Here is a 23523-nt window from a genome sequence, read left to right on the forward strand (position 1 = left end):
AACCACAACAATACTGCGCCACGAAAAGGCCGCCGGTTTTCTCCTTCAAGCAGGAGAAAAATGCTCAAGGTGGGTCTGGGGGGACGCCACCTGTGTTGCAGGTTTCGGCGGTCTGTAGTGGTAATACCGCAAAACCCATGACAGAAAAAAGCTCTTTGACACTTTTTTGAAGTTTATTTCACAGTATGACGAATAGCCCTTGGCGACCTGCGTCAGTGCGCTTACAGTTGGAAGTCAGCCCCGCTCGAAATATGCCAGAAATTCCGGCACACACCCTATCCAAACGAGTGCAAACCCTTATTCTGCGCGGTTCTCAGGGATGTTGCGGCAATCGTCCCAGACGAGCTCGCTTTGCGCCGTGTTGGCCAGCAGCAGTGGCACCGCCGATTGCACCTTGGCACTGGCGTCGTGAAACACCACCGTCCCCCGTCGCCACAACAGCATCAGACTGATGATCCGGTCGCTGATCTGCTCGGCGGACAGTCGACCGTTGGCATCCTGGGCATCAATCGTCCACAACGAAACACGCAGATTCTGATCGCGGAAAAACTGCCCGCTGTCCGCGCGGCGATGGCCATACGGCGGGCGAAACAACGGCACGTAGTTGTCCGGCAGCAGTTGCTGGGTCAGGCCGGCGCTGCGCAGCACGGAGCTTTGCCATTCCAGCCACTGGCTATGGGAACGGTATTCCCAGCCCTGAATGCCCACGCATTGCAAACGGTACAGAGACTGCAAGGTGGTGGCAGAACCGGCTTCCAGGCGCTCCTGCAGACTTTTGCCCAGCACAAAAAACGTCGCGTTCATCTTCTGCTGACGCATGAAATCAGCGAGCCAGTCCGTGCCGCCCTCGGCAATCGTAGGCCCGCCGTCGAAATTCAGCTGGAAGGTTCGATCCGCCATTGCATCGCCGCTCAACTCGTCGGAGTTGTAGCGGGCGATTTCGCTGCTGGTCTGGGGGAACAGCGCCGCCTGAAACAACAGTTCATTGAGATAGCGCTCATGAAAGGCGGCACTGGGCACCGCCCACTTGGCGTAGAACGAGTCATCGGCGATTTTGAACTCCGCGGCCCGCGCGCGCAGCATGTCCATGTCTTCGACCAAGACACAGAACGACGCGTCCTGTGGGCAGCTTTTTTGCGCGCTCTGGTAGTTCTCCAGCAAGCGGTTCCAGAGCCGGTTACGGATCAGGCTCAGCGATTGAAGATTGATGTAGCGCAGGCCCAGGCGCTTTTTCAGGCCTTCTTCATCCAGGCCTTCGCTGAGATACAGCACGTGGGCGAAACCGAGAATCTCGGCACGCGATGCTACGTCGAACAGATCTGGCGTGACTAATGCCTCAGGCCACGCGCTGCGATCGATGGTTGCCACCTCGGGCAATGCCCCATGAGCCTCAAGCCCGAACAGACACGCGCAAACTGCTAAAAACTTACGCAAAACCAATCGCTCCCTTAATCGCCAGATCAGCGCGGCACTATAGCCCAACCAAACAACGCTTGTTGGAGCGCCTATGAGCACCATAGCTGGAGTCATGCGCCCGAAGTACCTAGAATCGCGCCACGATTAAAGGAGACGACTTTATGCTGATGGTGATTTCCCCAGCGAAAACCCTCGATTTCGAAACGCCGCCGAGCACTGCCCGCTTCACTCAGCCGCAATACCTGGACCACTCTCAGGAGTTGATCACCCAGTTGCGCGAGCTCAGCCCGGCGCAAATCAGCGAGTTGATGCACCTGTCCGACAAGCTCTCGGGGCTCAATGCCGCGCGTTTCGGCAGCTGGACGCCGGCCTTCACGCCAGATAACGCAAAACAGGCGTTGCTGGCGTTCAAGGGCGATGTGTACACCGGGCTGCAAGCCGAAACCCTGAGCGATGCCGAGCTGACGTATGCCCAGGGCCACTTGCGCATGCTGTCCGGCCTGTATGGCCTGCTTCGACCACTGGATTTGATGCAGCCGTATCGACTGGAAATGGGCACCCGGCTGGCCAACGCGCGCGGCAAGGACCTTTACGCATTCTGGGGGACGCGCATCAGCGAATGGCTCAATGAGGCGCTGGCCGAGCAAGGGGACGATCTGCTGCTGAACCTGGCGTCCACCGAGTATTTTTCCGCAGTCAAACGCCCCGCCTTGAAGGCCCGGATCATCGATACCGAGTTCAAGGACTTCAAGAACGGGCAATACAAGATCATCAGCTTCTATGCGAAAAAGGCCCGAGGCATGATGAGTCGCTTCGTGATTTCCGAGCAGATCAATACACCCGATGCACTAAAGCAGTTCGACGCTCAGGGCTATCGCTACAGCAGTGAACAGTCCACGCCTGCCAAGTTAGTGTTCCTGCGCGAAACTCCCGAACACTAAGTCACTTGTAAAGCGCAACAGCAAGTCGGGTTGCGCTGATACCCCCCTTTATCGCGACGCGTTTTTGACGAGTTTATGGCGTCAATATTAAGTCTCCAGGTTTTCCAACTTCGCATTCTCAAAAAATTAACAAAATTTTTGCGTGCTAGCGTTTTGCTTTTTCACGGTAGTGGCTTTTTTATATTAAGATGCTAGACCCCCTGATAACTAAGGCCGAAACGGAATATGCCACCATTATGCAATTACCTTTTCCGGCGATTTAAAATCGGCGAATCTCAAAAAGAGGACGAGTGGCCAGGAACTTATCTCGAAATCAGGGGCTCCTACATCCCGTAACAATTCTCGCTGACCTTGTGAGAGATCACTTACAGAGAAGGTGGGAAAACTGGAAGTTGCCGGCCACGATGTTTGACCTAAGCGGTCAAGGCGGTAGGTATCTGGAGATAAATGCACCATTTGGCAACGATTGGTTATTGAGCAAAGCACTATCGCGGTGCACACAGCGAGACTCAGGAACGACCGCAAAGGCTTTAGCCCGCGCCTCTGACCTAGAGACCACTGGGGACACCGACCGGAGTGGCTTGCCGCGTCCCAGAGCGAGATCCTGTAACGTTACATACAGGTTACTTGCCACGAATACTCAGCAGTACTTGAGTCTGCCTTAACTATTTGGCGCTCACCTTTCAACTATGCCTGCGTTCGATATGTGACTTCAACGAGTCACGTTTTTCGAGCGCGCGATAACTGCTGGTCAAATTTTAATATCCAGCCAACTTATGGCGTGAACATCGAGGAGAATACGATGCGTATCAGCATCTTTGGTTTGGGTTATGTCGGTGCAGTATGTGCCGGTTGCCTTTCTGCGCGGGGTCATGATGTTGTTGGTGTGGATATCTCTGCAGCCAAGATCGACCTTATCAATAACGGCAAATCGCCAATCGTAGAACCTGGCCTGGAAGACCTCCTGGCCCAGGGTATTCGTACCGGCAAACTGCGCGGCACCACAGACTTCTCTGAAGCCATTCGGGCCACCGACCTGTCGATGATCTGCGTCGGCACGCCGAGCAAGAAGAACGGCGATCTGGAACTCGATTACATCGAATCCGTTTGCCGCGAAATCGGCTTTGTTCTGCGCGACAAGACTTCCCGCCACACCATCGTGGTGCGCAGTACTGTTTTGCCTGGCACGGTTGCCAACGTGGTTATCCCGATCCTGGAAGATTGCTCCGGCAAGAAAGCCGGCATCGATTTCGGCGTTGCAGTGAACCCTGAGTTCCTGCGTGAAAGCACCGCGATCAAGGACTACGACCTGCCACCGATGACTGTCATCGGCGAGTTCGACAAAGCTTCCGGCGATGTCCTGCAGTCCCTGTACGAAGAACTTGACGCTCCGATCATCCGCAAGGACATCGCAGTGGCCGAGATGATCAAGTACACCTGCAACGTGTGGCACGCCACCAAGGTGACCTTCGCCAACGAAATCGGCAACATCGCCAAAGCAGTCGGCGTTGATGGTCGTGAAGTGATGGAAGTGGTTTGCCAGGACAAGACTCTCAACCTGTCCCAGTACTACATGCGCCCTGGCTTCGCCTTCGGCGGCTCTTGCCTGCCAAAGGACGTTCGCGCCCTGACCTACCGCGCCAGCACCCTGGACGTGGAAGCGCCGCTGCTCAACTCCTTGATGCGCAGCAACGTGTCCCAGGTGCAGAACGCTTTCGACATCATCTCCAGCCACGACACTCGCAAAGTCGCGCTGCTGGGTCTGAGCTTCAAGGCCGGCACTGACGATCTGCGTGAAAGCCCGCTGGTAGAGCTGGCCGAAATGCTGATCGGTAAAGGTTTTGACCTGAGCATCTACGACGCCAACGTTGAATACGCTCGCGTTCATGGTGCCAACAAAGAGTACATCGAGTCGAAAATCCCGCACGTTTCGTCCTTGCTCAACTCGGACTTCGACACCGTGATTGGCGACGCTGACGTGATCATCCTGGGTAACCGCGACGAGCGCTTCCGTGCACTGGCCAATAACGCGCCAGCCGGCAAGCACGTTGTCGATCTGGTCGGCTTCATGACCAACGCGACCAGCGAAAGCGACCGTACCGAAGGTATCTGCTGGTAACGCATAGAGCAGCTGCAAGCTTCAAGCGGCAAGCCACAAGCACAAGCTGCAAGCCAACTTGAGGCTTGCAGCTTGCGGCTTGCAACTTACTTAGGGATACCGATTATGCACAGGCTAAAGACCGGCCTTTTACAGGCCGCCGGTTGGCTGTTCTACCTGAGTTTATTGATGGGCCTCGCCTTGGCGCTGCCTACAAGTATCTTCGACGCCGAGTCGAAGAACTTTATTTTCCTGATTGGCGCTGTTGGTATCTGGCGCTACTCGATGGGTGCCACGCACTTCCTACGCGGCATGCTGTTTCTGTATGTGGTTTACCCGCACTTGCGCCGCAAGGTTCGCAAGCTCGGCAAATCCGCGGACCCGTCCCATGTGTTCCTGATGGTCACCAGCTTTCGAATCGATGCGCTGACCACGGCCCAGGTGTACAGCTCGGTGATTCGCGAAGCCATTGACTGCGGTTTCCCGACCACGATCGTCTGTTCGCTGGTGGAAATGTCCGATGAGTTGCTGGTCAAGGCGATGTGGGAAAAAGCCAATCCGCCTGCCCATGTGAAGCTGGACTTCGTGCGCATTGCCGGCACCGGCAAGCGTGACGGCCTGGCGTTCGGCTTCCGCGCCATTTCCCGGCACTTGCCGGATGACCGCGCTGTGGTTGCCGTGATCGATGGCGATACCGTGCTCAGTGAAGGCGTGGTGCGCAAGACCGTGCCCTGGTTCCAGCTGTTCGGCAATGTCGGCGGCCTGACCACCAACGAGTTCTGCGAAGTGCGCGGCGGTTACATCATGAGCGAATGGCACAAGCTGCGTTTCGCCCAGCGGCACATCAACATGTGCTCGATGGCGCTGTCCAAGCGCGTACTGACCATGACCGGCCGTATGTCGGTGTTTCGTGCGTCGGTCGTGACCGACCCGGCATTCATTGCCGACGTCGAGAGCGATTCGCTGACGCACTGGCGTCTGGGCAAGTTCAAGTTTCTGACCGGTGACGACAAGTCCAGCTGGTTCAGCCTGATGCGCCTGGGCTACGACACGTTCTACGTCCCGGATGCCGCGATCAATACCGTGGAGCACCCGCCGGAAAAAAGCTTCATCAAGGCCAGCCGCAAACTGATGTATCGCTGGTACGGCAACAACCTGCGGCAGAACTCCCGGGCACTTGGCCTGGGCATGGGCCGTCTGGGTCTGTTCACCAGCGTCGTGCTGTTCGATCAGCGCGTGTCCATGTGGACATCGATCCTCGGCCTGACCGTCGCGATCATCGCCAGCATGAAGTATGGCGTGACGTTCATCCTGATGTACCTGCTATGGATCGGCATCACCCGCCTGATTCTCACACTGATGTTGTCCTTGTCAGGGCACACGATCGGGCCGGCCTATCCGATCATTCTTTATTACAACCAGATCGTCGGTGCGCTGATGAAGATCTACGTCTTCTTCCGCCTCGACCGACAGTCCTGGACTCGTCAGGACACAAAACTCAGCCGTGACATGGCCAGTTTCCAGGGCTGGTTCAACACATGGTCCTCCCGAACCATGACTTTCTCGGCTGGCACCATCTTCGTCGCCGCGCTGTTGACGATGGTTTGACCAGACCCACGGATTAATCGCTTAAGTAGGAAAATTAACCATGAATACAGCCGTGAATGCGAACGTCGTCCATGAATCCGAAGCCCAGCGTCAACACGCCCGGATCCGGATTCCCGCCAAGCTGCGCCTGCTCAATGGCCAGCCCAACGCCCCTCTGGTACAGGTCGAAGACTTGTCTGCCGGTGGCCTGAGCTTCGTTGCCCCGAACAATCTGCGCCTGGCTACAGGTTCAGTGATCAAGGGTCGTCTGCAGTTCCTCATCGACAACCTTGGCCTGGCCATGGACATCGAAATGCAGGTCCGCTCGGTGGATGCCTCCACTGGCCGCGTTGGTTGCCAGTTCCAGAACCTGGAACAGCAAGACATCGCCACCCTGCGCCACCTGATTACCTCGCACCTGAGCGGCGACATCGTCAGCATGGGCGAAGTACTGGCCACCTTGCAGCGCGACAATTTCACCAAGGCGCGCAAGAACAAAGGCGAAGGCAGCGGCATGAGCGCCCTCGCGCGATTGCGCGCGGTGACCTTCAGCCTGGGCATTTTCATCGTTGGCCTGGCGGCATTCGGTTTCATCTTCAAGACCGTCTACGGCCTGTACTTCGTCAGCCATGCATCGGCCGGCCTGGTTACCTTGCCGTCGATGGATGTCACCATGCCGCGTGAAGGCACCGTGCAGAGCCTGGCTCAGGTCAATGGCCCGATTGCCAAAGGCGCCCCGCTCGCTTCGTTCAGCACCAGCATGCTGGAAATGCTCAAGGGCAGCCTGAACGGCGACGATCTGCAACCGGCCAAAATCGAAGAACTGTACGGCAAGCAAATGGCCGGCACCTTGACCAGCCCTTGCGACTGCGTCGTTGCCAAGCAACTGGTGGCGGACGGTCAGTTCGCCTCCAAAGGTCAGGTGATCTTCCAGCTGGTGCCGCGTAACACGGCTGCCAACGTTGAAGCGCGCTTCACTTATCGCCAGTTCAACGATGTCAAACCCGGCACTCACGTGAACTTCCAGGTTGCCGGCGAAGACAAGGTCCGTACCGGCCAGATCGTCAGCAGCACCAACTTGAGCGACGCCGACCTGTCCACCGACATCCGCGTGCAGATCAAGCCTGACGAAGCGCTGGACAGCTCGTTGTCCGGTCGCCCTGTGGAAGTCACCAGTGATCGTGGCCCTTCGATGAACTGGCTGATCGACAAAGCCATGGCCGCGGGTCTCTAACATGGGTAGCCCACTACGAACCTTGTCGACCCCAACGCTATTGAGCCTGGCGATTGCCTTCGCGCTGACCGGTTGTGCCGGCCTGCCCGATCAACGCCTGGCCAATGAAGCCCTGAAAAACGGCGACACCGCCCTGGCAGAGCAGAACTATCGGCAACTGGCGGACCTGGGCTACAGCGATGCACAGGTCGGTCTGGCCGATATTCAGGTAGAAAGCCGCGATCCAGCCCTGCTCAAGCAGGCCGAGGCCACCTACCGCGCCGCCGCAGAAACCTCGCCTCGGGCGCAATCGCGCCTGGGTCGTCTGCTGGCTGCCAAACCGTACGCGACCGAAGCCGAACACAAAGAAGCCGAACAGTTGCTGAAGAAGGCGTTCGCCAATGGCGACACGTCTTCTCTGACGCCGCTGGCGATGCTCTATCTGCAATACCCGCACACGTTCCCCAACGTGAACGCGCAGCAGAAGATCAGCGAATGGCGCGCTGCCGGCTACCCGGAAGCAGGTCTGGCCCAGGTGCTGCTGTATCGCACCCAAGGCACTTACGATCAGCATCTGGATGAAGTCGAAACCATCTGCAAGACCGCGCTGACCACCACTGACATCTGCTATGTCGAACTGGCCACCGTGTATCAGAAACGCGGCCAGACCGAACAGCAGGCAGCGCTGATCAAGCAGCTGCAAAGCGCTTACGCGATCGGCACTGTCGGCGCCCAGCGCGTGGACAGCGTGGCCCGCGTGCTGGGTGACGCCGAGATCGGCACGCCGGACGCAAAGACTGCCCAGCAATTGCTGGAACAAGTCGCGCCGGGCTATCCGATTTCCTGGGTCACCCTGGCCAAACTGCTCTACGACTTCCCCGATCTGGGCGACGTCGACAAGATGATGGAATACCTGGACAACGGTCGCGCCGCGGATCAACCCCGCGCCGAACTGCTGCTGGGCAAGCTGTACTACGAAGGCAAATGGGTGCCGGCCGATTCGAAAAAAGCCGAAGAGCATCTGAAGAAAGCCGCAGGCACGGAAATCGCCGCGCATTACTACCTGGGGCAGATCTATCGTCGGGGCTACCTCGGCCAGGTCTATCCACAGAAGGCAGTGGACGAACTGCTGATCGCCGCTCGTGGCGGTCAGAACAGTGCCGACTACGCCATTGCCCAGCTCTACTCCCAAGGCAAGGGCACGATTCCCAACCCGGTCAATGCCTGGGTCTTCAGCCAATTGGCGCTGAAGCAAGGCACGCCGCAAGCCACCGATCTGGCGCAGCAACTGAGCGCCGCACTACCGCCTGAAAAGCTCGCCGCAGCCCAACGGTTGCTGGAACAAGAGCAAAAAGTCCGGGGCGCCAGCAGCCAGAACGCGCTGGCCATGCAAGCCCTGCAAAAAGAAGACGGCGAGGACGCACCCCTATGAAACTGAATTCCCTGATGGCTGCCGGCATGGGCCTGGGCTTTACGCTGATGTGGGCGACGCCGACATTGGCCGCGATGACTGAAGACAAGAACTTTGGTCTGGAAGTGAAAATCACCGGCCAGGCCGAAGACGACCGCGACCTGGGCACCCGCTCCGGCGGCGACGTCAACGGTATCGGTCTGGACGTGCGTCCATGGATTTACGGCGAGCGCGGTAACTTCAGCGGCTATGCCATGGGCCAGGTGGTGACCGCCACCGACACCATCCAGACTGACCCGCTGGAACAAGCCACCAGCGATGGCAGCGGCACCCAGACCGCGCGCGGCAATGCCAGCGAGCGGGAAGTCGACAAGAGCTATCTGGCCTTGCGCGAATTCTGGATCGGTTACAGCGGTTTCACCCCGTACCCTGGCGAAATGCTGAAGGTCGGTCGTCAGCGCCTGCGCAACGACGACGGCCAATGGCATGACGTGAACATCGAAGCGGTAAATTGGGCGTTCGACACCACGCTGTTGCGTGCCGATGTCGGCGCTGCCCAGCGCTTCAGCGAATACCGCACTGACCTGACCGAGCTGGACCCGAAAGACAAAGACCGTCAGCACCTGTTCGGCGACGTCGCCTACCAGTGGTCCCCTGGCCATTGGGCCGGCGTGCGCGCCCATCACAGCCACGACGGCGGCAGCCTCAAGGACCGCGGTGAGGTGGTGGACGATCTGGACAAGACTTCCCGGGGCGATCTGACCTGGCTGGGTCTGCAGGCCAACAGCGACGCTTACAACTATCGCAACACCAACCCGATCAACTATTGGGGCAGCCTGACTTACCTGACCGGCGATCGTGACGAAACCCCGACCACCTTCAGCTCGGCCACCGATCAATACCTGGCGGGCGACAAGACCAGCAGCAACGTCAACGGCTGGGCGACCGATCTGGGCCTGCGTTTCCGTCTGGACCCGCAATGGCAAGTCGGCGCCGCGTACTCGCGGGCCAGCAAGAATTACGAACAGAACGGCCTGGAAAGTAACCGATCGAACTGGACCGGCACCCGCTCGCGTGTGCATCGCTTCGGCGAAGCGTTCCAGGGCGAAATGGCCAACGTGGAAACCGGCTCGCTGTTCGCTTCCTGGCAGCTGCGTGACGACTACGACGCGTCGCTGATTTACCACAAGTTTCGTCGTGTCGATGGCAATGCCCGTATCGGCGGCGCTGGCGTGAACCCCAATCGCGAGAACTTCGACGAAAACGGCATCTCGACCAACACCTTCGATTCGTTGCCACTGGAAGACGGTCGCAAGGATCTGGGTCAGGAAATGGACCTGGTCGTGACCAAGTACTTCAAGCAAGGCCTGTTGCCGGCGGCGTTGAGCCAGTCGATGGACGAGCCTTCGGCGCTGGTGCGCCTGCGCGCCGGTGTCTTCAAGCCGGGCGACGCTTATCACAGTGGCGTGGATGAATACATGCACCGCGCCATCGTCGACGTTATCTGGCGCTTCTGATGCGAGCCGCGAAAGGAGTGCGAGAGATGAACAGTCAAGCAAGCAACTTGCGAACCCGGGCCTGGCCACAAGCCCTGCTGGAAAGCGCAGTGCTGAGCAGCGCGCTGTTGCTCGGCAGCACGATGGCACTGGCTAACAGTGCGCCGGCTGCGACCGCTCCCGCCAAGGTCGGAGTCGTTAAAGAGTTGCAACAGGCCAAGACCTACACCATCAGCAGCCCGCCCGTCGAGCCGCTGATGATGGACAAGCCCAAGCTGCCGGACCTGACCGGCTACACCGCCGAAGCCGCTGCGAAAAAAATCGTGCGCGGCAAGCCGGCGAAAGTCCGCATGGGCCGGATGATGGCGGAAAACGGCCTGAAGGAATTCATCGGTGGCGATAACAAGATGGCCGAATGGGTTGCCCGCCAACGCGGCATCCCCCAGGCCATCGTTGTTGAAGACGGTTATGCCACCCTGAAAGACCTGGCGAAAAAAGTACCCAAGCAGTACCTGAACGAAGTTTCCCCAGGTGTGTTCCTGGCCCGCGTGCCAATCCTGGTGACCGAGCATGCAACTCTGGAAATCGCCAAGAACGAACTGCGTCTGTCTCAGGAAGGCGGTTCGTTCCTGGTGATCGAGGGCAAGCTGTTCATGTCTGACTCCCAGCTCAACGGCTGGCGCGAAGCGGACAAAGGCCTGGCCTCGTTCCGCTCGCCGACCGAGTTTCGTCCGTTCCTGCTGTCCTGGGGCGGTTCGCAGACTTACGTGGTCAACAGCAAGATGGCGAGCCTGGGCTACTCCAAGAGTAAATCCTACGGCGTGAGTATTTCCCAATACACGCCGAACATGGCCAAGGTCATGAAGCGTCCGGAACCGACTGGCTGGATCATCGGCTCCGAGTTCGCCGACATGTGGTACGGCTTCTACTGCTATGAAACCCGTGACTTCGTGGTCAAGGGCAATACCTATCGCGACAACATCGTCTACGGCATTGACCCCCATGACCGTTCCCACGGGCTGATCATTGCCGAGAATGACGTCTACGGCACCAAGAAAAAGCACGGGATCATCGTGTCCCGTGAGGTGAACGACAGCTTCATTTTCCGCAACAAGAGCCACGACAACAAATTGTCCGGCGTGGTCCTTGACCGTAACAGCAGCAACAACCTGGTCGCGTACAACGAGGTCTATCAGAACCATTCTGACGGCATCACCTTGTACGAGAGCGGCGACAACCTGCTGTGGGGCAATCGTGTCATCGCCAACCGTCGTCACGGCATCCGCGTACGTAACAGCGTGAACATCAAGCTGTACGAAAACGTCGCCATGGCCAACGGCCTGATGGGCGTCTACGGCCACATCAAGGACCTGAGCGATACCGACCGTGACATCGACCTCGACCCGTTCGATACCAAAGTGTCGCTGATCGTCGTCGGCGGTGAACTGACCGGCAACAACTCCGGCCCGCTGTCCATCGACTCGCCCTTGAGTATCGAGCTGTATCGCGTGGCGATGCTGGCACCGACCAAGAGCAACGGCATCAGCTTCAACGGCATCTTGGGCGAACGCCAGGACGAGATTCTCGACTTGCTGGTCCGCCAGAAGAAAGCCGTGCTGATCGACCCGGTCGAGCGCCAGACAGAACTTCAGGACTGAGGAAGATATTTTTATGCACGCACATTTGATCAAGTTACTCAGTCTGTCCGGCCTGACCGCAGCCCTGATCGCTATCAGTGGCGGTGCTCGTGCCGACGACACAACAGCGCCGACGTTCACCGCCGAGCCTTGCTGCAACCTGTGTCCTGAAGCTCACGATGCCAAGAATTACGTGACCCGCTATCAGCAGAACTTCACCACGCTGGTGCAGGCTCAGGGCGACTGGCTGTTCCGGACCCAAGAAGATTTGCGCACCGAATTCGACACCACGCCGGAAGGCTACCGTCGCATGAAAGAACTGCACGATGCGTTCAAGAGCAAGGGTGTGGAACTGGTGGTGGTTTACCAGCCGACTCGCGGCCTGGTGGATCGCAACAAACTGTTCCCGGCCGAACGCGACAAGTTCGACTACGAAAAAGCGCTGACCAATTACAAGGCCATGCTCGGTCGCTTCAGCAAGATGGGCTATTGGGTGCCGGATCTGTCGCCGTTGACCAACGAGCAACAGGCGCATGATTTCTACTTCCGCGGTGACCAACACTGGACGCCATACGGCGCCCAGCGCACCGCGAAAATCGTTGCTGAAACCGTGAAGAAAGTTCCGGGTTACGCAGGCATTCCCAAGCGCGAATTCGAGAGCCACGTCTCCGGCCGCATGGGCAAGACCGGCACCCTGCACAACATGGCCGCGCAGTTGTGCGGCAATACTTATGCCGTGCAGTACATGGATCAATTCACCACCGAGCCTAAAGGCGAAGCGGCGGATGGCGATCTGTTCGGCGATTCCGGCAACCCGGAAATCACCCTGGTCGGTACCAGCCACAGCGGCAAGAACTACAACTTTGCCGGCTTCTTGCAGGAATACATTGGCGCTGACGTATTGAACGTCGCGTTCCCTGGCGGTGGTCTGGAAGGTTCGATGCTGCAGTACCTGGGCAGCGAAGACTTCCAGAAGCGTCCACCCAAGGTCCTGATCTGGGAATTCTCGCCGCTGTACCGTCTGGACCAGGAGACCATCTATCGCCAGATGATGTCGCTGCTGGATAACGGCTGCGAAGGCAAGCCAGCCATCATGAGCGCCAGCACCACCCTCAAGCCAGGCACCAACGAAGTGTTGGTCAATGGCAAGAACGGAATCAAAGACATTCGCAACGGCAGCAATCAGATCGACATTCGTTATGCCGACCCGTCGGTGAAAGTCCTTCAGGCCAAACTCTGGTACATGAACGGTCGCCACGAAGATCTGAAAATCGAAAAACCGGAAACATCCGATACCGACGGACGCTTCTCCTTCGAACTGCGCGAAGACAAGGACTGGGCTGACCAGCAATTGCTCGCACTGGAAGTACAGGGCCCGGAAGCGGGTGCTGCACCGCAGAAGATCGAGGCGAAGGTTTGCAAACGTAACGTGTTCCCGAGAACTGCGCAGAACACCGCGCAAGCCGGGTTATGAGGCTACCTATGCACACTCCGAAACTGATGCTCCCCACCCTGCTGTCTCTGGCGATGTTTGCCGGGGCAGCCAGCGCCGCCACGGGTCTCGTGCCGCCGCAAGGGTATTACGCGCCGATCGAGAAACTCAAGACCGGCGAAAACAACTTCACCTGTGACGCGATCCCGCAGCCGTACACCGACAAGCTGGTGTTCCGCAGCAAATACGAAGGTTCCGACAAGGCGCGTTCGACCCTCAACGAGGAATCGGAACAAGCGTTCCGTGATGCGACCAAGTCGATCACCACGCTGGAACGCGGCATCAGCAAAGTCGTCATGCAGTACATGCGAGACGGCCGTCCGGAACAGCTCGACTGCGCGCTGAACATGCTCACCACCTGGGCCAAGGCCGATGCGCTGGAGTCCAAGGACTTCAACCACACCGGCAAATCGATGCGCAAATGGGCGTTGGGCAGCATGTCCTCCGCTTACCTGCGCCTGAAGTTCTCCGATTCGCATCCATTGGCGGCGCATCAGCAACAGGCGCAAGTCATCGAAGCCTGGTTCAGCAAGCTGGCCGATCAAGTGGTCAGCGACTGGGACAACCTGCCGCTGGAAAAAACCAACAACCATTCGTACTGGGCTGCCTGGTCGGTGATGGCAACTTCGGTCGCCACCAACCGCAAGGACTTGTTCGACTGGGCAGTGAAGGAATTCAAGGTCGGCGCCAATCAGGTCGACAAAGACGGCTTCCTGCCTAATGAACTCAAGCGCAATCAACGTGCCTTGGCGTATCACAACTACGCCCTGCCGCCGCTGGCCATGATCGCCAGTTTCGCCCAGGTGAACGGCGTCGATGTGCGTCCGGAAAACAACGGCGCGTTGCAGCGTCTGGGCGAGCGCGTACTCAGCGGCGTCAAGGATCCGGACACCTTCAAACAGAAAAACGGCGACAAGCAGGACATGACCGATCTGAAGATCGACAGCAAGTTCGCCTGGCTTGAACCGTACTGCTCGCTCTACACCTGCAAGCCTGAAGTGCTGGATAACAAACACAAGATGCAACCGTTCAAAACCTTCCGCCTCGGTGGTGACCTGACCAAGGTCTTCGACCCGAGCCATGAGAAGGGTGACAAAGGCAGCTGATACATAGCTCAACCGTAGGAGCGGCTTTAGCCGCGAGGGGACGGGCATTCAGAATCATATCCATGATCTGCAATACCGACCTCGCGGATGAAGCCGCTCCTACGAGCACTGCGTAAACCCCCATTTTGCTATGGGGGGTTTGGGGGGGCTTCGGCCTTTGACTGTTGGACAAACGGAGAGATAAGGATGGTTTTTTCATCCAACGTGTTCCTGTTCCTGTTCTTGCCGATCTTCCTCGGCTTGTACTACTTGAGCGGGCAACGCTACCGCAACCTGCTGCTGCTGGTTGCCAGCTACGTCTTCTACGCCTGGTGGCGAGTGGACTTCCTGGCGCTGTTTGCCGCCGTCACGTTGTGGAACTACTGGATCGGCCTCAAGGTGGGCGCCGCAGGCGTTCGTACCAAGCCGGCCCAACGCTGGCTGTTGCTCGGCGTCGGTGTCGACCTGTGCATCCTGGGCTACTTCAAGTACGCCAACTTCGGTGTGGACAGCATCAACGCCATGATGACTTCGGTCGGGCTTGAGCCGTTCATCCTGACTCACGTGCTGTTGCCGATCGGGATCTCGTTCTACATCTTCGAGTCCATCAGCTACATCATCGACGTGTATCGCGGTGATACCCCGGCCACCCGCAACCTCATCGACTTTGCAGCGTTCGTGGCGATTTTCCCGCACCTGATCGCCGGCCCGGTTTTGCGCTTTCGCGACCTCGCCGATCAGTTCAACAACCGCACGCACACCCTGGATAAATTCTCCGAGGGTTGCACGCGGTTCATGCAGGGTTTCATCAAGAAGGTCTTCATCGCCGACACCCTGGCGGTGGTTGCCGACCATTGCTTCGCCTTGCAGAACCCGACCACGGGCGATGCCTGGCTCGGCGCACTGGCCTACACCGCGCAGCTGTATTTCGACTTCTCCGGTTACAGCGACATGGCCATCGGCCTGGGCTTGATGATGGGTTTCCGCTTCATGGAAAACTTCAAACAGCCGTACATCAGTCAGTCGATCACCGAGTTCTGGCGTCGCTGGCACATCAGCCTGTCCACCTGGCTGCGTGACTATCTGTACATCACGTTGGGCGGCAACCGTGGCGGCACGCTGACCACTTATCGCAACCTGTTCCTGACCATGCTGCTGGGCGGTCTGTGGCACGGCGCGAACATCACCTACATCGTCTGGGGCGCCTGGCACGGCATGTGGCTGGCGATTGAAAAAGCGTTGGGTCTGAACACCAACTCGCGCACCTTCAACCCGATTCGCTGGGCACTGACGTTCCTGCTGGTCGTCATGGGCTGGGTGATCTTCCGTTCGGAAAACCTGCACGTCGCCGGTCGCATGTACGGCGCCATGTTCAGCTTCGGTGACTGGCAGCTGTCGGAACTCAATCAGGCCAGCATCACCGGCCTGCAAGTGGCAACCCTCGTCGTGGCTTACGTGACTCTGGCGTTCTTCGGCCTGCGCGATTTCTACATGAATCGCCCTGCCGACAAAGCCGCCAGCAAAGCCACGCCGGATCTGGGCGTTCAGGCTGACGGCCCGGCCAACGCCGTAGCCGGCACCATCAAGGCTGTTCCCGGCGATAACCCGGGCAGCATTCATCAGCCTGGCTACACCGTCGGCGTCGAAGCTCAGGTGCAACCTGCCTACTGGGTTGCCGATTGGCCGCGTTACGCCATGCGCGCCTTGATCCTGCTGCTGTTCGTTGCCTCGATTCTCAAACTCTCGGCGCAAAGCTTCTCGCCGTTCCTTTACTTCCAGTTCTGAGGAGCCTGACATGACCCGTTCATTACGAATCCTCTACATCGCCCTGTTCATGGGGATCCTGCTGGCGCTGGGGATCTGGTCGCTGCGCAGTTTCAGCAGCTTCTCGACCTCAGCGGAAACCACGATTCTCAATGGTCGCTGGGCCAAGGCGGCGGAGACTCACTACGACGAAGAGTTCCCGATCAAGCGCATCGGCACCAACCTCTGGGCGGCACTGGATTACAAGCTGTTCAACGAAGGTCGTCCCGGCGTCGAGCTGGGCAAGGACCAATGGCTGTACACCGACGAAGAGTTCAATGCCGTCGTCAACGGCGAGCAGAACGAAGCGGACAACCTGGCAATCATTCAGGGCGTACGTGACGCACTGAAAGCCCAGGGCACCGAACTGGTATTGGCGATCATTCCGGCCAAGACCCGTCTGTATCCGGAGCACATCGGCGCCAACAAGCCCGCCTCGCTGCACACCGATCTGTATCAACAGTTCCATGCCCAAGTGGCTCAGGCCGGTGTATTCGCGCCTGATCTGCTGACACCGCTGCAAGGCGCCAAGCAGAACGGCCAGGTCTTCCTGCGCACCGACACGCACTGGACGCCAATGGGTGCCGAAGTAGTTGCCCAGCAACTTGGCGCGGCCATTGCGCAAAAAAATCCGCTGAACGGTGAACCGACAAAGTTCACGACTCAGGCAAAAGAAACTTCAGCTTATAAAGGCGACCTGACCAACTTCCTGCCCTTGGATCCCTTGTTCAGTAATTTGCTTCCGCAGCCAGATCAATTGCAACAAAGGAGCACGGATCTTGTCGAAGCACAGGCATCCGGTGATGACGCGTTATTTGCCGACAGTGACGTTGCAGTTGGATTGGTCGGCACAAGTTACAGCGCCAACCCTAACTGGAACTTTCTCGGCGCACTTAAACAGGCACTTCACAGCGATGTCGTGAATTACGCGGAAGACGGGCACGGCCCGGTTCTGCCAATGCTCAAGTACCTGCAGACCGATGCGTTCAAGAACAGCCCGCCGCAAGTGCTGATCTGGGAATTCCCGGAACGATATCTGCCTGCTCATAACGACCTTGGCGAGTTTGATCCGAAGTGGATCGCAGAACTCAAAAAGCCTCGTGACGATAAACAAAATCTGGCCATTAACGCCAAAACATCCGAGTCGCCCAACAGGGCGCAAAACTGAGAGGAACATCAAATGACCTTACAGACCACTCCACACACTTTGGCTGAGAACACTATGACCACTGCAACTAAAAACACTGCTGGCAAAAACCGTTTCTTCAAAACCTGCGCACTGGCCGCAGGCCTGGGCTTCATGTCCCTGCAGGCTTTCGCTGGCGACGCCGCGCTTTACGGCCCGACCGCTCCGAAAGGCTCGACCTTCGTACGTGTTTACAACGCCAGCAGCGCCGAAATCAGCGCCACTGTCGGCAACACCAACTTGAACGAAGTAGCACCGCTGGGCAGCACCGCGTTCAGCTTCATGCCGCAAGGTGACTACAGCGCCAAGCTCGGCAGCCAGACGGTTCCGGTGAAACTGGCCAGCGATCACTATTACACCCTGGTCAACAACGCCAGCGGCAAGCCACAGCTGGTTGAAGAGCCGCCGTTCAAGAACAAGCAAAAATCCCTGGTGCGCGTGCAGAACCTCAGCGACAAAGCGCTGACCCTGAAAACCGCCGACGGCAAGACCGACGTGGTCAAGACCGTAGCGGCCAAAGGCACCGGCGAGCGTGAAATCAATCCAGTGAAAGTCACCCTGGCGCTGTATGACGGCGACAAGAAAGTCAGCGACCTCAAGCCAATTGCCCTTGAGCGTGGCGAAGCCGCCGTGCTGTACATCACCGGCAGCGGCAGCAGCCTGTCGCCAGTCTGGGTCAAGCCTCCAGTAGCCACTCGCTAAGCGGATTTAGTCAGTCGGTCCGAGCCCTTCCTTCATAGGTAAAGCGGCATGAGCGGACCGACCGACGCGGAATAAGAACAAGACAGAAACGACAGACAGAACGACGTTCAGCCCTATTACGAATGCTATTGGAGATACAAAATGATTCCAGTGATCTTGTCAGGCGGTAGCGGTTCACGACTCTGGCCGCTTTCGCGTAAACAATTCCCTAAGCAGTTCCTGGCATTGACCGGCGAACATACTTTGTTCCAGCAAACCCTCGAACGCCTGGTGTTCGACGGCATGCAGGACCCCATCGTGGTCTGCAACAAGGACCACCGCTTCATCGTCACCGAGCAATTGGCGGCCCTGAAGCTGGAAACCCAGACTGTCATCATGGAACCGTTCGGCCGCAACACGGCCCCGGCGGTTGCCATCACCGCGATGCTGCTGCTGGCCGAAGGCAATGACGAACTGATGCTGATTCTGCCCGCCGACCACGTGATCGACGACCAGAAAGCCCTGCAACGCGCCCTCGCCCTGGCCACTGTCGCGGCAGAACGCGGTGAAATGGTGTTGTTCGGCGTGCCGGCCACCAAACCGGAAACCGGTTATGGCTACATCAAATCCACTGCCGATGCGCTGCTGCCGGAAGGCGTGAGCCGCGTGTCGCAATTCGTTGAAAAACCAGACGAAAAACGCGCGGCGGAATTCGTCCAGGCCGGTGGCTATTTCTGGAACAGCGGCATGTTCCTGTTCCGCGCCAGCCGTTATCTGGAAGAGCTGAAAAAGCACGATCCGGACATCTACGACACCTGCATGCTGACCCTGGAGCGCAGCAAGCGTGACGGCGACAGCATCGATATCGACGAAGCCACCTTCGCCTGCTGCCCGGACAACTCCATCGACTACGCCGTGATGGAAAAAACCCAACGCGCCTGCGTTGTGCCGTTGACCGCTGGCTGGAATGACGTCGGTTGCTGGGCATCGCTGTGGGAAGTGCATGAAAAAGACAGCAACGGCAACGTCACCAAAGGCGACGTCGTCCTGCAAGACAGCCGCAACTGCATGATCCACGGCAACGGCAAGCTGGTTTCGGTGATCGGCCTGGACAACATCGTGGTCGTGGAAACCAAAGACGCGATGATGATTGTCCATAAGGACAAGGTTCAAGGCGTCAAGCAGATGGTCAACACGCTCAATGAGCAAGGCCGCAGCGAAACCCAAAACCACCTTGAAGTCTATCGTCCGTGGGGTTCCTACGACTCGGTCGACATGGGCGGTCGCTTCCAGGTCAAGCGTATCTCGGTCAAGCCGGGCGCCAGCCTCTCGCTGCAGATGCACCACCACCGCGCGGAACACTGGATCGTGGTATCAGGCACGGCTCAGGTTACCTGCGATGAGAACGTGTTCCTGCTCACCGAAAACCAGTCCACCTACATCCCGATCGCGTCGGTCCATCGCCTGAAAAACCCAGGCAAGATCCCGTTGGAAATCATCGAAGTGCAATCGGGCAGCTACCTGGGTGAGGACGACATCGAACGTTTCGAAGACGTTTATGGCCGCTCCAACAACCTCGACGCGGGCGTAAAAACCCAGACCCTGGCACGTTAAAAAAAGCTTCAGGCTTCACGTTTGAAGCCTGAAGCCTTAACGAGCAGTCGCCCCCAACGACTTTCTGCGTATCCCCATCCGCAGAAGGTTGTTGGGGGGGGTTATTCTTGAATCATCACCCGCTTGCACCAACGATGCCTTTTACGTTGATGTGTCGCGAACACTTAGTTCTCAACCCCCTTAAAAAGTCTCCTTTCCAGCGTGAAAGCCTGGAGCGCTTGCAGTCTTCTTGTTCAGTTTTGATATGAATCTCGCAGGCAACCTAGTACTACTGACAAATGCAGCATAGGTATCCGCATTGCGTAACAACACCTTCGCCCTAAAAAACTCATTAGTTAGAAACTCACTGCGGAGTTGGCCAGGAGCTATTGAGCGCTCACTGACTTCAGCAAAAATATTTGATAGATGCCCTTCATTTACTGCGACCGAATTGAGGCCCTGCATAGAGATCGCATGAAGGCTTCGCCTGAAATCCCTTGACCAATCACCGATTTCGTCTCCGCGAGCAAGCTTTGAAAGTGTCCCGGAGACATTATAGTAAACATCAACGGTGTCTTCGACCGCATGACTACTCTCATGTATAAGTACCCTTGCCAAGTCCAGCACATGATAATTTTCCAAAGCATTAACAGAAATACCCACTACTCGTTCAGGCGCATACGCACTTCTCTTAAACGCTATACCCTCAACATCAGAGTGAGTTTCGAAAAGACTTATTTTGAAGCCTCCCCCGCTGACCAATGATTTAAGATACTCTCGCTGCCGATCAAATGATCCTTTAAGATCATCAACTATCTGCAGTTCAAGCTCTTGACTCACCTGACCAAAAGTTGCACTAAATGATTCAGAAACGCCTTGACCGAACTTTTCTTTTGACAGTTCCTTATTAGTTCCCGCCAGTAATTTTAGTGCCGCCTTGACGCTTTGTTTAAATATGGTTTTCTGCTCAGAACTAAAACTGGAAAATCCTCGCGCGACGTTCTTCAGGCCATAATTTTGCCGGACCGACATCTCCTGTTCGCCCAATACATCATATGGCGCAGCGCCCTCCCAGTCGCCAAACCGCAAAGGTGAATTCCTGACCATCCGATACACATTCAACCCATCCACAACCCCCGCCGGATCCGGATTAATCCAGCGCTGCAACCACGGCGCGTAATATCGCAAACCGTAGTAATACAACCCGGTTGCATCGCGTTCCTTTCCGGAATAACGCACGGTTTTATAGCTGGCTTCGATGGCATTGCGCCCGGCCCACCACGATGTTCCGCCGAACGGGTAGTAACTTTCCTGGCTGATGATTTGCGCGACGTTATCCAGTTCGATTGTGCCTGAGCCCAGATGGTCATTGAGCGTGTAGCGGTATTGATCATTGGCAAGGTCGTCCGGTTTTCCGGCTTGCCAATGCAGCACCCGAACACTATTGCGCCCGACCTGCACGCAGATTACTTGCAAAATTTCGCCCGTGGCGGTATCCGTGCGGATTTCCAGACCCGGCAAATAACGGACTTCGGCGCGGTGGCTGACGGCCTTGGCCTGAGTCATGCGGACCTTGCGCAGGCGTTGGCCGCTGGCGTCATAGATGTAGCGTTCACTGTCGTCGTCAGCCGTTTCGCGCAGTACGGGGTGCACCTGTTGCAGTTGATTGCGCCGATCCCAGCTCAGGGTTTGTCCGGCCTGCAGTTGCAGTAGATTGCCGTTGGCATCGAACCCGGCGCCGATGGTTGCTTCATCCGGCGGTTGATCATTGATCACCGGCAGGCTGCGATTGCTGGTGCGCGCCGTCACCAGGGTCCGCGAATGAGTCTGCGCGCCCACATGGGTCAGCTGTTGCAGATTGCCGCCCGCATCGTAGCGATAGGTCTGCGTGTAATTGGCCAGTTGGCTCGGATCGGCCGGGCTCTGAAATTCCGGAAAAACCGGGCCATGATTGACCGTCGCGGCTTCTCTTCCCGTCGCTTCAATCAGCTGATAGAGCGTGTCGTATTGATAATTCGACACGGACTCGATGCGCTGATTGGCGAAGTAGCGCGTCGGTTGGGCGCGGTCTTCGATGCGTAGCACATTGCCCACCGGGTCGTAGTCGTAAAGCAAATCCTGCAAAGGCGCGCCATTGCTCCGGGTGGCGTTTAACTCGATCAGGCGACCATCTTCCTCACGATATCGCGCCGTAGTAGTCACGCCATTGCCAGCGGCTTCAGACTCCACCCGATCTTGTGCGTTGTAGCGGATGTCACTGACCAGAACCTCCTCGGGCTGATCCTTGAGCTGCATTGAAACGGCTTTGAGCTGGCCGGCGACGGTATGCGCAAACGCCTGGGCATTGCCCAAGGCATCGGTTTGTTTCAGCGCCTCGCCCAGCGGATTGTAGGTCCAGCGTGTGATTGCACCTGCACCCGCTTCCAGCAGGGCATCGCGTTCGGCCTCGGGTTCAGGCCAGTCGGGATCAACAAGCTCCGCGAGAAAGTGCTGCGCCTGTGCCAGCACGGCACCGGTCAAACCAAACGCGCTATTGAGTCGCGTGCCCGCCGGGTCGTCATGCCGAATCAGCTGGCCGCACTGGTTATGAACTGCCGCGTCGGCGTCGCCGTAGTGCAATCGTTCGACGCAGCGATCATTCTCGAAAATGGCGGTCGGCCTGAGCAGCACGTCGTATTCCAGACGCTGCGCGGTATCGCGCCCATCCCAGCCCGCCGACAGCTCCCCAGCCTCACCCGGCAACGAAACACGCCAGCCGGCATCGACACTGTCGCTGCACAACACCGCGCCACCCAGGGAATAGATGTTGCTGAGATTGGCCGGTGCCTGATCGGCACACAACCTGGGATCCCAACTGCTGACCAGGCGTCCCGCGGCATTGAAGGCCGAGCGTGTAATACGAGCTTCGGCAGAATCTGCAGGCAACGTGCGACACCAGGCAACAGAACGCACCGTCAACCCGCGCGGATCAATGGTCGTCAGCAGCGGCGTATCGTGGTGCAAGGCGGCGGATTGTACGTTCATGTCCCCAGTCATCCCTGAGTGGTAATTCAAAGCCTAGGTGCCGAATACGGCCCAGGCAAATGCAGTGCAGTTGTTTCCGTCTGAAAACCCAAATTTTGGCACGCTAAAGCTTCACGGTTTAGGGAGCGGTAGCGCCCGATGCCTTTCTGCGTATCCCCATCCGCAGAGGGTTGTTGGGTTTTTTTTATGGCGCGCGGCCCGTAGGACCGGCTTCAGCCGGGAGGGCGAAAATTTTGACGACACAATTGCTGCGAATGAACTGGCCTCTTCCCGGCTAAAGCCGGTCCTAGGGAATGCATTTCAATTCAAACCGGTGAACTGCCGACTTTCTGGAATTGGCAAACCCCACCCCGCTTTCTGTACGATGCCCTCATCATTCATGACGAGGCGTTCCCATGCTGATCGGCGCGGTGCTTATCCTGACCTGGCTCATCCTGTTGCTGCGCTACCCCGCCAAAGCGTTGCCGGTTTCCCTGGCGGCGGCAGTTGGCCTGGGATTGGTTGCCGCGTGGGTGGTCTGGGAGGACAGTCGCGATACCCGCAGGCTGGAGCGTCTGGAAGTACGCCTTAATTACGCCCCGGAGCAATGCCCGGTCGGCAAGCCGCTGCTGGTGTTGATCAACAACGGCAATAAAGTCCCGCTGACCGAGCTGCGCTGGCGTATAGCGGCCTACGCGCCCGGCGAAAACATCAACCTCGCCGAAGAAAACTACAGCTCGCCGCGCTACCGTGGCCCGGGCGAACTGCTTGCCGACAGCCAATGGCAGGATTGCTTGCCGCTGCCGCCATTGCGCGCTGGTTATCGCCCGCAAACCCTGGAATTTCGCGCGGAACATCTACAAGGCAGTTTCTCGAACTAA

16 protein-coding genes are annotated in these 23523 nt (G+C 57.8%); 14 read left to right on the forward strand and 2 right to left on the reverse strand.

Translation table 11 applies throughout. The annotated features are described in order from the left end of the window. Positions 1-297: 297 nt before the first annotated feature. Positions 298-1434, reverse strand: a complete 1137-nt coding sequence (locus tag CFII64_RS28580) for a polysaccharide deacetylase family protein (RefSeq protein WP_052026686.1) — start codon at positions 1432-1434, stop codon at positions 298-300. Positions 1435-1577: 143 nt separating this feature from the next. On the opposite strand from CFII64_RS28580, the gene yaaA reads away from it, so the two are divergent. From yaaA to CFII64_RS28645, 13 genes are all read left to right on the forward strand, one after another. Next, positions 1578-2357 (forward strand): peroxide stress protein YaaA, encoded by a 780-nt coding sequence (gene yaaA / locus CFII64_RS28585; protein WP_020294379.1) that lies wholly within the window; start codon positions 1578-1580, stop codon positions 2355-2357. 802 nt (positions 2358-3159) lie between these two features. Further along, positions 3160-4476, forward strand: a complete 1317-nt coding sequence (locus tag CFII64_RS28590) for a nucleotide sugar dehydrogenase (RefSeq protein ID WP_020294380.1) — start codon at positions 3160-3162, stop codon at positions 4474-4476. Positions 4477-4581: 105 nt separating this feature from the next. Continuing rightward, positions 4582-6063, forward strand: coding sequence for a mannuronan synthase (alg8, locus tag CFII64_RS28595; RefSeq protein ID WP_020294381.1), 1482 nt, complete (start codon positions 4582-4584; stop codon positions 6061-6063). A 40-nt stretch (positions 6064-6103) separates the two neighbouring features. After that, positions 6104-7276, forward strand: a complete 1173-nt coding sequence (locus CFII64_RS28600) for an alginate biosynthesis protein Alg44 (RefSeq protein WP_020294382.1) — start codon at positions 6104-6106, stop codon at positions 7274-7276. Between the two features lies 1 nt (position 7277). After that, positions 7278-8687 (forward strand): alginate biosynthesis TPR repeat lipoprotein AlgK, encoded by a 1410-nt coding sequence (algK, locus tag CFII64_RS28605; protein WP_044901808.1) that lies wholly within the window; start codon positions 7278-7280, stop codon positions 8685-8687. Further along, entirely contained in the window at positions 8684-10183 is a 1500-nt protein-coding gene (locus tag CFII64_RS28610; protein ID WP_020294384.1) for an alginate export family protein, read from the forward strand. The genes algK and CFII64_RS28610 overlap by 4 nt, the downstream gene beginning before the upstream one ends. A gap of 26 nt (positions 10184-10209) precedes the next feature. Continuing rightward, positions 10210-11820 carry a mannuronan 5-epimerase AlgG gene (gene algG, locus CFII64_RS28615; protein WP_020294385.1) on the forward strand — a complete coding sequence of 537 codons (1611 nt, stop codon included), beginning with the start codon at positions 10210-10212 and terminating at the stop codon, positions 11818-11820. Positions 11821-11833: 13 nt separating this feature from the next. After that, positions 11834-13273 (forward strand): alginate biosynthesis protein AlgX, encoded by a 1440-nt coding sequence (locus CFII64_RS28620; RefSeq protein WP_020294386.1) that lies wholly within the window; start codon positions 11834-11836, stop codon positions 13271-13273. 8 nt (positions 13274-13281) lie between these two features. Further along, positions 13282-14397: a mannuronate-specific alginate lyase gene (locus CFII64_RS28625; protein WP_020294387.1), complete on the forward strand. Its 1116-nt coding sequence runs from the start codon at positions 13282-13284 to the stop codon at positions 14395-14397. A gap of 186 nt (positions 14398-14583) precedes the next feature. Continuing rightward, positions 14584-16161 carry an MBOAT family protein gene (locus CFII64_RS28630; RefSeq protein ID WP_020294388.1) on the forward strand — a complete coding sequence of 526 codons (1578 nt, stop codon included), beginning with the start codon at positions 14584-14586 and terminating at the stop codon, positions 16159-16161. A 10-nt stretch (positions 16162-16171) separates the two neighbouring features. Next, positions 16172-17347 (forward strand): alginate O-acetyltransferase, encoded by a 1176-nt coding sequence (locus tag CFII64_RS28635; protein ID WP_020294389.1) that lies wholly within the window; start codon positions 16172-16174, stop codon positions 17345-17347. A gap of 12 nt (positions 17348-17359) precedes the next feature. Continuing rightward, on the forward strand, positions 17360-18067 hold the full coding sequence (locus CFII64_RS28640; protein WP_020294390.1) for an alginate O-acetyltransferase AlgF: 708 nt from the start codon (positions 17360-17362) through the stop codon (positions 18065-18067). Between the two features lie 141 nt (positions 18068-18208). After that, complete coding sequence (locus CFII64_RS28645) at positions 18209-19660, forward strand: mannose-1-phosphate guanylyltransferase/mannose-6-phosphate isomerase (protein WP_020294391.1); 1452 nt, start codon at positions 18209-18211, stop codon at positions 19658-19660. A 180-nt stretch (positions 19661-19840) separates the two neighbouring features. Here CFII64_RS28645 and CFII64_RS28650 read toward each other — a convergent pair whose 3' ends face one another. Further along, positions 19841-22663, reverse strand: a complete 2823-nt coding sequence (locus CFII64_RS28650; RefSeq protein WP_020294392.1) for an RHS repeat domain-containing protein — start codon at positions 22661-22663, stop codon at positions 19841-19843. Between the two features lie 395 nt (positions 22664-23058). Between CFII64_RS28650 and CFII64_RS28655 the strand changes: the two genes are divergently transcribed. After that, positions 23059-23523 (forward strand): hypothetical protein, encoded by a 465-nt coding sequence (locus CFII64_RS28655; protein WP_020294393.1) that lies wholly within the window; start codon positions 23059-23061, stop codon positions 23521-23523.

Origin of the sequence: Pseudomonas sp. CFII64, assembly GCF_000416235.1 — a bacterium.
Taxonomy (GTDB): Bacteria; Pseudomonadota; Gammaproteobacteria; order Pseudomonadales; family Pseudomonadaceae; genus Aquipseudomonas.

Excerpts from the sequence above, each read along its gene's own strand:
- CFII64_RS28590 (WP_020294380.1), top strand. The coding sequence starts at position 3,160 with ATGCGTATCAGCATCTTTGGTTTGGGTTATGTCGGTGCAGTATGTGCC.
- CFII64_RS28610 (WP_020294384.1), top strand. The coding sequence starts at position 8,684 with ATGAAACTGAATTCCCTGATGGCTGCCGGCATGGGCCTGGGCTTTACG.
- CFII64_RS28625 (WP_020294387.1), top strand. The coding sequence starts at position 13,282 with ATGCACACTCCGAAACTGATGCTCCCCACCCTGCTGTCTCTGGCGATG.
- algG (WP_020294385.1), top strand. The coding sequence starts at position 10,210 with ATGAACAGTCAAGCAAGCAACTTGCGAACCCGGGCCTGGCCACAAGCC.
- CFII64_RS28620 (WP_020294386.1), top strand. The coding sequence starts at position 11,834 with ATGCACGCACATTTGATCAAGTTACTCAGTCTGTCCGGCCTGACCGCA.
- CFII64_RS28645 (WP_020294391.1), top strand. The coding sequence starts at position 18,209 with ATGATTCCAGTGATCTTGTCAGGCGGTAGCGGTTCACGACTCTGGCCG.
- CFII64_RS28635 (WP_020294389.1), top strand. The coding sequence starts at position 16,172 with ATGACCCGTTCATTACGAATCCTCTACATCGCCCTGTTCATGGGGATC.
- yaaA (WP_020294379.1), top strand. The coding sequence starts at position 1,578 with ATGCTGATGGTGATTTCCCCAGCGAAAACCCTCGATTTCGAAACGCCG.
- CFII64_RS28640 (WP_020294390.1), top strand. The coding sequence starts at position 17,360 with ATGACCTTACAGACCACTCCACACACTTTGGCTGAGAACACTATGACC.
- CFII64_RS28650 (WP_020294392.1), bottom strand. The coding sequence starts at position 22,663 with ATGAACGTACAATCCGCCGCCTTGCACCACGATACGCCGCTGCTGACG.
- CFII64_RS28600 (WP_020294382.1), top strand. The coding sequence starts at position 6,104 with ATGAATACAGCCGTGAATGCGAACGTCGTCCATGAATCCGAAGCCCAG.
- CFII64_RS28630 (WP_020294388.1), top strand. The coding sequence starts at position 14,584 with ATGGTTTTTTCATCCAACGTGTTCCTGTTCCTGTTCTTGCCGATCTTC.
- alg8 (WP_020294381.1), top strand. The coding sequence starts at position 4,582 with ATGCACAGGCTAAAGACCGGCCTTTTACAGGCCGCCGGTTGGCTGTTC.
- CFII64_RS28655 (WP_020294393.1), top strand. The coding sequence starts at position 23,059 with ATGCTGATCGGCGCGGTGCTTATCCTGACCTGGCTCATCCTGTTGCTG.
- algK (WP_044901808.1), top strand. The coding sequence starts at position 7,278 with ATGGGTAGCCCACTACGAACCTTGTCGACCCCAACGCTATTGAGCCTG.